This is a genomic window from Rossellomorea aquimaris, from assembly GCF_003315075.1.
GTDB classification, from domain to species: Bacteria; Bacillota; Bacilli; order Bacillales; family Bacillaceae_B; genus Rossellomorea; species Rossellomorea aquimaris_C.
Map to the genome: position 1 here is coordinate 146,707 of NZ_QNRJ01000007.1, position 12,759 is coordinate 159,465.

The following is a 12,759-nucleotide window of genomic DNA, read 5'->3' on the forward strand; positions in this document are numbered from 1 at the left end:
TTGACATTATAAAGGGGTTATAGCCCTTTCTTTCGCCCGGTTATTCTGTTAAATAAGAATACAACAATGGCAATAACAAGTAATACATGGATGATGGCTCCTCCGATTTTAAAAATCAATCCAAGTAACCAAAGGACTAAAAGAATTCCAATAATGGTCCAAAGCATGAGTTTCCCTCCTAGTAACTGTGTTTGATGCTAAGATTCCCTATTTTAATGAATTTAAAACCACGCATGGTATTTCATAAAAAAAGTGTACCTATTCATAATTTCTGTTAGTCCCACTGAATTTATACAAGTTACATCACTTGTACCATCTATTATTGAAATTCCCCTAAAAATAATACTTTACTAAATATTTCTAATTTTGGTATGATAATGATTATTTACAGGAGGGGAACATGATGATCAGACAGCTTACAGAACAGGATCATGATATTTGCCAGCAACTCATTCATCAGCAGCCGGCTGAGAATTTGTTTATCATCGGGGATATTGAAGCCTTTGGGTATGAACAGAATTTTCAGAAAATTTGGGGCGACTTTGATGCGGAAGGGAATTTGAGGGGAATCCTCCTTAAGTACAGAGAAAACTTCATCCCTTTTTCCATGGGTGAATTTGATGCAGAAGGGTTTGCCGGAATCATCAATGGGACCGAAGACTACAGCATCGTTTCCGGTTTAAAAAGGATTGTGAAAAAGGTCGAACCTCTTTTATCCAGAGAAATTAAATCCAAAAGACATATGTACTATGCGAAATGTGACAACACGGAAGCAATGGATCGACAAGACCTGCCTCATGTAAAAAAGGCTACCCTCACTGATTTACCTAAACTTGTGGACCTGTTGAACAGCATCCCTGAATTCAGTGGTGGCGATTTTTCTGTAGAAAAGAGAAAACATAGCATGGAAGCAGGAGTGTCGAGAAGCTATTACGTAGAGGACGACGGAAAATTTGTTTCTTCTTCTTCCACAACCGCGGAAAACAGTATGTCTGCGATGATTGTCGCTGTCTGCACACACCCTGAGTATAAGAAAAAAGGATATGCGACCGAGTGCATGACGAAGCTTTGTCGTGATGTTTTAGAAGAAGGAAAAGTGTTATGCCTATTCTATGATAATCCTGAAGCAGGAAAAATTTATAAGCGAATCGGATTCAAGGATATTGGCTATTGGTCTATGTATAAATTTTAGTCATAAAAAAGTTGACTCCCAACAAAGAGTCAACTTTTTTCATTATGCTGCTACTTTTCGATTCCCAATCAATCTGGCTTGAACAAGACGTTGTCTTACCGTGATTCCAATCCAACTGGCCAGGAATGCTTTGATAAGGCCCACTACGATAAATGGATAAACGCCTGCTGCCATTGCCTGATTCCAGCTAAGATCGGCAACAAATTTCAGTTGAATGGTACCCAGGATCAACGTAATGATCATCCCAACTGTATTGGCAATCATCGCCATAGGAATGGTGAATTTTGTTTTTTCAAGAATGAAGCCTGTAAAGAAAGCCGCTACGATAAAACCGAAAATATAGCCCCCTGTAGGCCCAACCAGTACCTGTGCACCTCCACTGAAGCCTGCAAACACAGGAACACCGACTGCACCCAGGGCTGCATAGCATACCATGGCAAACGCACCATATCTGCTTCCAAGAATCGTCGCTGTAATTCCTACTGCTAATGTTTGCCCGCTGATAGGAACGAGTGGCAGTGGAATCTCGATTTGAGCGAAAATCCCCGTAATCGCAGCAAAGATGGCACAGTGAATGATCACCCTTAGTTTTTCTCCGTTCACTTGCAAATCCCCCTTGTGTATGTAAACTATGTATAATAATAAGTTAACACAAGTAAAAGGATTTTGGGAAGCTTATTTTTCTCCCTATCCTTAACTGGGAGCATAGACATTACATACCTTTTCTTTTTCCTGCCATTCTAAAGCGGTTTTTAATGAGACCCTGCCCTGGGGAAACTCATCAATGCCCTTATCACTCACAAGGTACAGGATGGTGTGATTTGGATGACGTTCATTAAATACCTGAATGATTCTTCCAATGGCTATGTATGGCATTTTCATTTCTCTCCTTATGGGCAGGACGCAATTCCTTTCAACTGCGTCCTGCGATTTGAAAAGGTGGATCAAAGGAACGTAATCAGCTGCACTCGATCCTATTTCTCCCCGCTTCCCGTCTATTATCTTTCCTTTATAAGCAGCATCTCTTCACGCACTTGTTCCGCCGCTTCCACCATGGTTTTAAGAGCTGATACCGTCTCATCGATCCCACGGGTTTTCAAACCACAATCCGGGTTGACCCAGAATAAATCGGGATCCAGCACTTCAAGAGCCCGATTTATATTACGGATTAATTCTTCACGCTTCGGCACCCGGGGACTGTGAATGTCATATACCCCCAGACCAATCCCTTTGTCATACGTATTGTCTTCAAAAACATGGATCAATTCCCCGTGACTTCTCGAGGTTTCAATCGAGATGACGTCAGCATCCAGATCACTGATGGCCTCAATAATATCTTCAAAATCCGAATAGCACATATGTGTATGGACCTGGGTTTGGTTCTGTACAGAAGAAGTGGCCAATTTGAAAGCATAAACGGCAGCCTTAAGATATTCCTCCCAATTTTCACTCTTTAAAGGCAGTCCTTCCCTAAGTGCCGGCTCATCAACTTGTATCATAGGAATCCCATTGGCTTCTAATACCTCTATCTCCTTTTGAAGAGACAGTGCGATTTGATTAGCCACTTCATACCGTGATACATCATTCCGAACAAATGACCAGTTCAGAATCGTGATAGGACCCGTTAACATCCCTTTAACCGGTTTATCGGTTAAGGATTGAGCATATACGGTTTCTTTGACGGTCATAGGTTCTTTAAAATTCACATCACCATATATGAGTGGTGGCTTCACACATCTTGAACCGTATGATTGTACCCACCCATACTTCGTAAACTGAAAACCTTCTAATTTTCCACCAAAAAATTCAACCATATCCGTCCGTTCGAATTCACCATGTACCAGCACATCAAGGCCTATTTGTTCCTGAATTTCGATCCAACGTTTGATTTCCGCATGAATATATTGCTGATACTCCCCTTCAGAAAGTTCACCTTTCCTCCACTTCAGCCTTTGCCTTCTCACTTCCTGGGTTTGAGGAAAACTGCCGATTGTAGTGGTAGGTAGAAAAGGTAATGATAAATACTTGGCCTGTTCCAATTTACGAATAGGGAAAGGATCCTTTCTCCCGACATTATGTGGATGCAATCCTTTAACCTCTTCCTGCACCTCCCTATTATTACGGAGCGGTGATTCGTTTAAATTCTTAATGCCCGTTACACTTTGTGCGATTTCTTCTTCAATGGTTGCAGATCCGTCACGAATCCCCTTTGTTAAAATAGTGATTTCATGCAATTTCTCATCAGCAAATGATAGAGCGTCAATGAGGGGTGCATCAAGTGTTTCTTCATTCTGCAAGGTTACAGGTACATGTAATAAACTGCAGGATGGTTGTATGATCAAGCGATCACTTGGAACATACCCGGTAATGAACGATAGAAGGGAATGGGTATCAGCAAGATTACTCCTCCAAATATTCCTCCCATCAAGAATGCCGGCAGCCAAAAATTTATCCTTAGGAAAACCAAATTTCTTCAGAGCCGCCAAATTTTCTCCACGATCATGCACAAAATCTATCCCGATGCCATCTACCGGGAGTGTTAACACCCGCTGGTATCTTTCCAAACTATCATAATAGGTTTGAAGGATGATCTTTAACCCGGGGCAGGATTCTTTAAGTGTTTGATAGACTTCTTTGAATTGATCCATCTCTTCTTCCCCGATAGAGGTGCATAATATCGGTTCATCCATTTGTACCCACTCTACACCCTCTTCCTGTAATTCACGCAGTACTTCAGCATAAAGAGGGACAAATTGATCAACAAGAGTCTTATAATCCCCGGTTTCATACCCTTTAGACAACTTCACAAAAGTGAAAGGACCTAAAATAACGGGTTTCCCTTCTATGCCCAGTTTTTCTTTTGTCTCTCTAAAAAAATGCAGGGGACGGTTTTCCACCAACTGGGGGATGATCCCATCAAGTTCAGGCACGAGATAGTGATAGTTGGTGTTAAACCATTTTGTCATTTCCAGTGCCACTGCGTCCTTTGAGCCTCTCGCCATTTCAAAATACGTTTCAAGAGAGACCTTACCCGCACTATAATGAAACCTCTCGGGAACCAAGCCGAACATGACCGCTGTATCAAGCACATGATCATATAAGCTGAAATCTCCAACCGGAACTAAATCAATCCCCTGATCCAATTGCTTCTTCAAATGGTTGACTCGTATTTCCTCCACTTGTTCTAAGAAGGCATCCTTTTCAATCTTCCCTGCCCAAAATTGTTCCAGCGTCTTTTTCCATTCACGCTTTTCACCAATCCTTGGATATCCTAAATTCGAACTGATCACCTTACTCATTCAATCCTCACTCCTTATCTTGATATGATTGTCATCAACAAAAAAATCTCCCTTTCAAATGAAAGAGAGATTCATACGTATCACTAACTAGAGTTGAGACAATCTTGTATTCTCAACACGTATTCCTCACCCCTCTCTATATCCACGTAGAGCATAAGCGCATACAACAGGCAGGTCTCCTGACTTAGGTTCACAGCTTCTTATCCCTTCCCATTTCAACAGAAATAGTGGTTGAATGATAAGTCGCTCCCCATCACAGTGGCGGGACCGTGCCGGATTTTCACCGGTCTTCCCTTTTAGCTGAGCATGACTCAGCACCTATTGCATTTGTCTATTTAATTTTTCTTTCATAAAAACGAAAAGCCCTCTCTTGCGATAGAGAGGGCTTCATGTTTATTAGAATCCTCTCTTATTTTCCAAAGCCATTTGCTTTGCAGGAATTAGCACCGTTTCAACAAATTTGTTGAATGGCTGCCGGGTTTCACAGGGCCAGTCCCTCCACCACTCTCAATAAGAGTAAATATTTATACAATTTTGAAATTAGTGACTATAATAGCATGAACATATTGAAACTGTCAAAAGGATTTCTATCTTTTAATTAATTTCAGTTAGAAATAATTGATTTCACAGTTTTCATTTTATAAGGATCTATCCCTGATAAGTAGCTGTTGTCCATTCGAACCCCGGAGCCAAAGTGGTACTCCCTCGCCCTTAATTCTTCGTGTATTTCCTCGATGTTTTCCACTGTGAGTCCTGAACCCGGCATGATGATAGGTCCACCCTTTTTCTCTATTTTCAGCATTTCATTAATCGTCATGACCCCTTCAAGCACTCCAGTTTCTCCACCTGAGGTTAGAACTCGATCGATTTTTACGTTTGATTGATATAACTCTTCATACAGATTCAACGGATTGTTCGAGACGTCTATCGCCCGGTGAAACGTTACGGATTGACCTTGTGCCGCCTCCAAAATCTGCTCTAAGGAAGGCTTATCGAGTTCCCCGTCGATAGTTAAAGCTCCAAATACGATTCCTTGGACTCCGATTTGATGAAAGGTTTCCACCTGTTTAATCATATCGCTAAGTTCAGAGTCAAGATAGGTAAACGACTTGCTATGTGGACGCAGCATCACTTGAACAGGGATGGAAACTGCATTTATTACGCTTTCGATAACTTGATAATCAGGTGTTAACCCGCCCTCCTGAATGGCGGATACTAATTCAAGACGGTCTGCTCCACAACCTTCTGCAATCTTTGCATCTTCTTCATTCAGTACAATCACTTCCAGTTTACTCATGGTGATATCTCCTAACGTCATTTTATACACTTACTTTATCACACGGAGGAATATCGTATAAACTGAAGTAAAAAAACTATGATCCATCTTAATGAACATTGCTTTTTACACATAGCATGTCTGTCTATAGGAACTTATTCAGAAAATAAATCCGGATACACTGTTTTGGCTGTAAGCTCGACGGCTTCACCTATCCGGGGGCCCGGTCTTGACATGATATCTGAATCCAGGAAATGGACTTGATCATTAATCACTGCATTTACATCTTTCCAGCTTTCCCGTGACTTGATTTCAGCTGTCGGCTCGTCGACATATCCCACTGTCGTCAAAATCATATTAGGATTACGTTTAATGATTTCTTCTTCTCCTACTTTCACCCAGCCTTTTTGATCTACAAAGATATTCTCGACCCCGGCCGTTTCCAGTATTTCCTGCTGAAATGTTTCTGCTCCAGCTGTATAGATATCAGGAAATGGACTGATTTCAAAATATACTTGTTCTTTTTCCTTTAGTGTACTTACTTTTTCTTTCACATCTGAAATCTGTTGCTTGATGCCGTCTACCAATTCGTTCCCCTTCTTCTCTACTCCCATTACCGTTGCAATTTGTTCAATATCCCCATAAACATCTTCAAAGGTTTGGGCAGATTGAATGACGAATACGTTTAATCCCGCCTCTTCAAGCTGCTTCACTCCGGCATCATCTCCAGTGGTATAAGCAATGACAACTTCCGGCTTTAGTGCAATGACCTCTTCAGCATTGACCGTCATGGAATCCGACACTCTTTTAATCTCTTTCGCTTCTTCAGGATAGTTGTCGAATTCAGTTGCCCCGATTACCTTATCTCCGGCTCCTATGGCAAAGAGAATCTCTGTGTTACTCGGCTGTAAGGAAATAACGGTTTCCGGCACTTTCTCAAAGCTAATTTCTTCTCCCCTGTCATCGGTCACAGAATAAGACTCATTTTCAGGCTTGACTTCCTTTGTGGATGTTACTTCTTCCCCATTGCTGCACCCTGCGAAAACTACCAGGATGATTGATAGCAGTAAACTATTTAACCATGATTTTTTCATATTTCATCTTCCCCGCTTCTCTAAATTTTTTCTCTATACGATTTACTCACAAAAGGTATTGATAGCATATGTAGCGAAAATCCATTCCATCTGTAAGTTCCTCCTTCCTGAATGATATTTGTGAAGCACCTATCGTATCTTCCGGGAGGGTATAAAAACACAAAAAAACCACCCAAGAATATTGGCCGGCAGTTGTCATCCATATGAAAAAAGAGATGCTAAAAAGCCGCACCATACCCCTAACTTCCGAAGAGCATAATACGATGGAAAATAGGCAGGTATCCTGGCTCGTGCGTCAGCCTACTCTAAGAACCTTCCCATCTGAATGATCAAATAGTGGTTTTCTTCTTATTTCGTCAGCACTTACAGTTGCGGAAACAGCTTCGGATTCACACCGAATTCCCTTTATGCTAAAGATCAGCACCTAATTTCTGCGTGGGTTTATTCACTTAAGGAACATTATACCACTTTATCCATTTCAAAGTTGATGAAGTTTTGCATAAAAAACAAACATGTTGACGTACAAGCTTGAATATCTTTTGAGTATGTGAAGAAATGATAAGGAGGAAAAACATGAAGCGATTGGTTGTTTTGATATTATGCGTATTCTTATTAAGTGCATGCGGCGACAAAGAACCTGCATCCTATGAATTATGTGGATACGGGGATATGATGGTGGTGAACAAGAAGGAATATGTAAAGGTCACTGAGGAGAAGAAGCTGGTCCTGGATGAAAAGCTCGGGGCTATTAAAGAAAAGATTGATAGTGAGTATCACCCCGTGAATGACTTTACGGCCAATACACTGAAAAAAGGAACACCCATCTATAGCGTGAAAGATCACAGCAACTATCTGATCGCCCAGACTGAGGATAACCGCTATATTTTATATGAGGAAATACAATAAAAGGAGGGCTGTAAGCGGATGTTTACAGCCCTCCTTTATTTAGTTCGTGGAATTCAAGGAAATCAACCGATATAGAATCGTCGTTTTCTCATCCGTCCACTCCATCTTTTCGATCCTGCCGTAACCACTGGGATCACTGTGTTTCGTTTTTCTTACATCTATCGGAATATGCATAGGATAAAGACGATATCCCGCCTTTTGGAGCTCGAACAGATTCTCTTCTTTCCTTACTTCTTTTCCTTTTGTCACGATCATCGTGTTTAATTCCAAGCCCATCCCCATTTCGCTTGACCTCAATCCTTTTTTATTTGCTCTATTTTAACATAAGAACTGCCTATGCTCTGTCCATTAGTATGTGCTGGATGGTGTGGGGAACTGCTTCGCTTTCCGCGGACGTTCGGCCGAGCCTCCTCAGCTTAGCCGAACGGGGTCTCGGCACGCCCGTACTTCCGCAGGAGTCTACGCAGTTCCCCTCACCATCTTCAAGAGATTTTTCGTGACAGAGCTACAAGGCATAAAAAAACAATCTAATTAGAAAACAGAATTCTTCTTCAATAAATCATTAACCTCCAACATAAAGTGGTTGTTTGCTAAAAGTTTTTGTTTTTTTATTTTCTTTTTAAAGAATAATGCTTAGAAAGTTGATTGGAGCGGAAGGATGCTCGACTCCTGCGGGAATAGCTGGACAGGTGAGACCCCGGAGGCAAAGCCGAGGAGGCTCACCGCCGGCCCCGCGGAAAGCGAGCATCCTGGAGCGGAAAACAACTATTACTTTCTTCATTAAGATAGCCACAAGCTTTGTGTAAAGAGCTTTTATTTATTACACCACTGTCTATTGATTTTTCATCCATGTGCATAGCATGGAGACGATTTGTTGATTCTTTCGAGGTGGAAAGTAGTGCGTAAACTCTTTAAAGTATCGGGACGACACAGATTTCTCCAACTCTTTCAGTCTTTTTTCTAATCTATATGCATGCTCCACGGAAACGTTCTGATCCTTTTCACCGTGAATGATCAATACGGGAGCTTCAAGGTTGTCCAATTCGTATAGTGGGGTACGCCATTCGTATCGTTCCGGAACTTTATTGGGACTTCCCCCTATGACTCTTTTCATCATTCTCCTGAGATCCTTCCGTTCGTCATATGTTAAAAACATATCTGAAACGCCTCCCCATGTAACAACGGAGGTGACGTCCCTCTGCTCTATGCCTGTCAGAAGTGCCATGACCCCTCCACGGGAAAAGCCAAACACATGGATCCGGTTATGGACCACTCTGTGATAGTCTTTAAGCAGTTCAACACCCGAAATGGCGTCTTCACGATCATCTCCCGCAAAATCTTCATTTCCCTCTCCACCAAGGTTTCCTCGGTAATAAGGAGCAAATACAATGAATCCGTGAGAAGCAAACTGAGCGATTCTCGCCGGGCGGACCATGCCGACGCCTTTGATCCCACCTCTTAAATAGAGGAAACCCTCATACTTCCCAGCTTCAGCAGGTTCAGCCAATAAGCCCTTTACCCGTAGACCGGAGGATAGATAGGTAATTTCATATAGTTCCACATGAGGATTAGGTGAAGGAAACAAGGTTTTCTTCACAATCGTTCCGTTTTTCATATTCTCTTCCTTTCAAAACGTGCATTGGGTATTCACACATTTTTTATCCTTCACATAGGATATTTTAGCAAATCTCATCATCAGCAGACGATTCAAAACCCTGCCTTTATGACCATCCTACCCTTTTACTATGGAAAGATAAACAAGGCAAAGAGAGATGCACTCATCCCCATTCTATCGTTAAACGAGTTTCATAAAGCTTAAGGAGGAATATTGAATGAAAAAATGGCTTCGTAGTGGCTTTGCCGTATTGCTCATAGGTATGTTGGCAATCGGGTTGACAGCATGTGGAGAAAAAGAAGAAGTCGTACAGAAAGTTCGTGTAGCAGAAGTAACCCGCTCGATTTTCTATGCTCCTGAATATGTCGCAATTGAAAAAGGATTCTTCAAAGAAGAGGGACTCGACATTGAACTGACCACTACCTGGGGTGGAGATAAGACCATGACCACCTTGCTCTCGGGCGGTGCCGATGTTGCCCTGGTCGGTTCAGAAACCTCCATCTACGTCCATGCACAAGGTTCCGATGATCCGGTCATTAACTTTGCTCAATTAACCCAAACCGATGGAACATTTCTTGTTTCCCGTGAAAAAGTAGAGAACTTTGATTGGGATCAGCTAAAGGGGTCCACCTTCCTGGGGCAGCGTAAAGGCGGAATGCCGCAAATGGTTGGAGAATTTGTGCTAAAGCAGAACGGCATCGATCCACAGAACGATCTGAACCTGATCCAAAACATTGATTTCGCGAATATTGCCAGTGCCTTTGCTTCCGGTACAGGGGACTACGTTCAATTATTCGAACCAACGGCATCCATTTTTGAACTGGAAGGAAAAGGGCATATCGTGGCTTCCTTTGGAACAGAATCAGGTCACGTTCCCTATACAACGTTCATGGCCAAAGACAGCTACATGAAAGAAAACAAAGAAACCGTTGAGAAATTCACGAAAGCTTTGTACAAAGCTCAAGCATGGGTCGAAGAAAACAGCGCTGCAGACATCGCCAAAGTGATTGAACCCTATTTCGAAGATACAGAGCTTTCATTGATTGAAACGGTTGTTGATCGCTACAAATCACAAGGATCCTTCGCCACAGATCCGATCCTTGATGAAGAAGAGTGGAACAATCTCCAGAACATCATGGATGAAGCAGGAGAGCTTCCACAGTCCGTTGATCATGAAACGTTAGTGAACACGTCTATTGCTGAAAAAGCAGCAAAGTAGAACGATCCGGGGCTGACTTCACATGTCAGCCCTTCCCTTATAGAAAAAAAAGAAAATGGAGGCTTAAATACAGTGAACTTTCTATCTTTAGAATCGATCCACCACACCTACTTTTCACCCAAAACGGCCACCCATGCCCTCTCAGACATTACGCTTGCGGTAAAAGAAGGGGAGTTTGTCTCGTTTATCGGTCCGAGTGGATGCGGGAAAACCACGCTGCTCTCCATTATTGCAGGACTTATCAAGCCGACAGAAGGAACGATTCTTTTAAACCAGCAACCCATTCGAAAAATGAAAGAGAAACTCGGATACATGCTGCAGCAGGACTATCTGTTTCCGTGGAAGACCATTGAAGAAAATATTTTATTAGGTTTAACCATTATGGGGACCCTGACAGAAGAAAAGAAGAAGGAAGCTCATGCTTTGTTGACTGAAATGGGGTTGGAAGGTGTCGAAGCATCTTATCCAAGGGAACTGTCAGGAGGAATGCGTCAAAGGGTGGCCCTGATTCGAACCCTGATCACAGAACCTCAATTACTTCTCCTGGATGAACCTTTCTCGGCACTCGATTATCAAACCAAATTGAAGTTAGAGGATTTGGTCTACTCCACTTTAAAATCCTTTGGCAAAACCGCCATTCTTGTGACCCATGATATAGGCGAAGCCATCTCCATGAGTGACCGCATCATTCTATTCGGGTCGAAACCAGGGTATGTCCACAAGATATTCGAGGTCCCGCCACAGTTAAAAGAGTTAATGCCCTTTGAAGTGAGGAATCACCAGGAATACCCGGGATTTTTCCAAACCATATGGAAGGAGCTTGAAAAACTTGAATCACGAATCGATTAAACAAAAACACCAGGAATACATCCAATCGATTAAAAAAGAACAGCGATGGGTTTGGTTTTATCAGGCTCTTATTTTCTTTGTGTTCTTTTCTCTGTGGGAAATCGCGAGCCGGAACAGCTGGATAGATCCACTCATCTTCAGCTCACCCTCAAAAATCTGGAAGCTGTTTCTCGTAAAACTTGGTGACGGAAGCCTGCTCGCCAACCTTTCTGTCACACTCGGTGAAACCATCATCGGATTCATTCTCGGCACCTTACTAGGAACCCTTTTAGCCGCTTTATTATGGTGGTCACCATTACTTTCTAAAGTATTGGACCCTTATCTTGTGATCCTGAATGCCATGCCCAAAGTAGCCCTCGGTCCGATATTGATTGTGGGGCTGGGACCCGGATTCACATCGATCATCGCCATGGGTACCGTCATTTCCGTCATCATCACTACGATTGTTGTGTATACTTCCTTCAGGGAAGTGGACCCGAATTATTTGAAGGTGATGCAGACCTTCGGAGCAAGAAGGGGGCAAATGTTCAAAGAAGTCATTCTCCCTGCCTCTTTCCCGACCATCATCTCGACACTGAAAGTCAACGTGGGCTTATCATGGGTCGGGGTCATCGTAGGAGAGTTCCTTGTTTCCGCCAAAGGGCTTGGGTATATGATCATTTATGGTTTCCAGGTCTTTAACTTTACCCTTGTCCTTCTATCCCTGCTTGTCATTGCCGTATTCGCTACCATTATGTATAAGCTGGTTGAGCAACTCGAAAAGAAGTTGATCAAATCATAAGGTTGAGATCCCCTATTCTTTTGAGAGCCAAGTCCACCACTTGATCTTTCATGATAAAACTAAAGGAAGGATCGTCATGAATGTTGGAGAAATCACCATTCCACAGAACGCCTCCATCAGTTTCCAGATAATCTTCCTTGCTTGCGATACCCTCAGCTTCAGCGAAAAAAATCGTTTTAATAAATGGTGAGTGATCATATACCTTATATTCCCCTATGAATAAAGGCTCCTTGATCACTCCCCCTGTCTCTTCATACGTTTCACGTACCGCAGCTTCCTCAAGGGTTTCTCCTTTTTCCCGCTTCCCACCAGGAAACTCCAGGCCTCTTTTTTTATGCCGTGTTAACAACCATTTCTCCTTGTAGCGGCATAGAACCAACACATGATGTGATTCTTGTTGAAAGCTTCCCTTTTCAAAGGATATTTCTACTCTCTTCCCATTTTCATCGATAAACTGTTCCATCTGACTTCACCTCACCCGTACACACTTTCTTTCATCTAACCATAAATAAAAAGCATTGGTCCACA

The 12,759-nt window shown here is 42.4% G+C and carries 14 protein-coding genes and 3 riboswitches; of the genes, 5 read left to right on the forward strand and 9 right to left on the reverse strand.

Going from position 1 to position 12,759, the window contains the following annotated elements:
- Window positions 1-17 precede the first annotated feature (17 nt).
- On the reverse strand, window positions 18-167 hold the full coding sequence (locus DET59_RS11555; RefSeq protein WP_113969836.1) for a lmo0937 family membrane protein: 150 nt from the start codon (window positions 165-167) through the stop codon (window positions 18-20).
- Window positions 168-403: 236 nt separating this feature from the next.
- Between DET59_RS11555 and DET59_RS11560 the strand changes: the two genes are divergently transcribed.
- Entirely contained in the window at window positions 404-1,192 is a 789-nt protein-coding gene (locus DET59_RS11560) for a GNAT family N-acetyltransferase (protein ID WP_113969837.1), read from the forward strand.
- Between the two features lie 42 nt (window positions 1,193-1,234).
- Here the strand turns inward: DET59_RS11560 and DET59_RS11565 are convergent, their stop codons facing one another.
- From DET59_RS11565 to DET59_RS11585, 5 genes are all read right to left on the reverse strand, one after another.
- On the reverse strand, window positions 1,235-1,801 hold the full coding sequence (locus DET59_RS11565; protein WP_397540936.1) for a biotin transporter BioY: 567 nt from the start codon (window positions 1,799-1,801) through the stop codon (window positions 1,235-1,237).
- 84 nt (window positions 1,802-1,885) lie between these two features.
- Complete coding sequence (locus DET59_RS11570; RefSeq protein WP_113969839.1) at window positions 1,886-2,068, reverse strand: hypothetical protein; 183 nt, start codon at window positions 2,066-2,068, stop codon at window positions 1,886-1,888.
- A 122-nt stretch (window positions 2,069-2,190) separates the two neighbouring features.
- On the reverse strand, window positions 2,191-4,491 hold the full coding sequence (metE, locus tag DET59_RS11575) for a 5-methyltetrahydropteroyltriglutamate--homocysteine S-methyltransferase (RefSeq protein ID WP_113969840.1): 2,301 nt from the start codon (window positions 4,489-4,491) through the stop codon (window positions 2,191-2,193).
- Window positions 4,492-4,643: 152 nt separating this feature from the next.
- Window positions 4,644-4,828, reverse strand: a riboswitch (cobalamin riboswitch).
- Window positions 4,829-4,897: 69 nt separating this feature from the next.
- Window positions 4,898-5,008: riboswitch (SAM riboswitch) on the reverse strand.
- A gap of 87 nt (window positions 5,009-5,095) precedes the next feature.
- Window positions 5,096-5,788, reverse strand: a complete 693-nt coding sequence (locus DET59_RS11580; protein ID WP_113969841.1) for a copper homeostasis protein CutC — start codon at window positions 5,786-5,788, stop codon at window positions 5,096-5,098.
- A gap of 134 nt (window positions 5,789-5,922) precedes the next feature.
- Window positions 5,923-6,861, reverse strand: coding sequence for an ABC transporter substrate-binding protein (locus DET59_RS11585; RefSeq protein ID WP_113969842.1), 939 nt, complete (start codon window positions 6,859-6,861; stop codon window positions 5,923-5,925).
- Between the two features lie 256 nt (window positions 6,862-7,117).
- A riboswitch (cobalamin riboswitch) is annotated at window positions 7,118-7,304 on the reverse strand.
- Between the two features lie 130 nt (window positions 7,305-7,434).
- On the opposite strand from DET59_RS11585, the gene DET59_RS11590 reads away from it, so the two are divergent.
- A complete protein-coding gene (locus DET59_RS11590) occupies window positions 7,435-7,767 on the forward strand; it encodes a hypothetical protein (RefSeq protein ID WP_113969843.1) in 333 nt (110 codons plus the stop codon).
- Between the two features lie 39 nt (window positions 7,768-7,806).
- Here DET59_RS11590 and DET59_RS11595 read toward each other — a convergent pair whose 3' ends face one another.
- Window positions 7,807-8,049 carry a DUF2584 domain-containing protein gene (locus DET59_RS11595; protein WP_113969844.1) on the reverse strand — a complete coding sequence of 81 codons (243 nt, stop codon included), beginning with the start codon at window positions 8,047-8,049 and terminating at the stop codon, window positions 7,807-7,809.
- 550 nt (window positions 8,050-8,599) lie between these two features.
- Window positions 8,600-9,382 carry an alpha/beta hydrolase family protein gene (locus tag DET59_RS11600; RefSeq protein ID WP_113969845.1) on the reverse strand — a complete coding sequence of 261 codons (783 nt, stop codon included), beginning with the start codon at window positions 9,380-9,382 and terminating at the stop codon, window positions 8,600-8,602.
- Between the two features lie 217 nt (window positions 9,383-9,599).
- Between DET59_RS11600 and DET59_RS11605 the strand changes: the two genes are divergently transcribed.
- From DET59_RS11605 to DET59_RS11615, 3 genes are all read left to right on the forward strand, one after another.
- Entirely contained in the window at window positions 9,600-10,601 is a 1,002-nt protein-coding gene (locus DET59_RS11605; protein ID WP_113969846.1) for an ABC transporter substrate-binding protein, read from the forward strand.
- Window positions 10,602-10,673: 72 nt separating this feature from the next.
- A complete protein-coding gene (locus DET59_RS11610) occupies window positions 10,674-11,450 on the forward strand; it encodes an ABC transporter ATP-binding protein (RefSeq protein ID WP_113969847.1) in 777 nt (258 codons plus the stop codon).
- Window positions 11,431-12,231, forward strand: a complete 801-nt coding sequence (locus tag DET59_RS11615) for an ABC transporter permease (RefSeq protein ID WP_113969848.1) — start codon at window positions 11,431-11,433, stop codon at window positions 12,229-12,231. Before DET59_RS11610 ends, DET59_RS11615 begins: the two co-directional genes overlap by 20 nt.
- Here DET59_RS11615 and ytkD read toward each other — a convergent pair.
- Complete coding sequence (gene ytkD / locus DET59_RS11620) at window positions 12,221-12,694, reverse strand: RNA deprotection pyrophosphohydrolase (protein ID WP_113969849.1); 474 nt, start codon at window positions 12,692-12,694, stop codon at window positions 12,221-12,223. The genes DET59_RS11615 and ytkD overlap by 11 nt on opposite strands.
- Window positions 12,695-12,759: the final 65 nt, after the last annotated feature.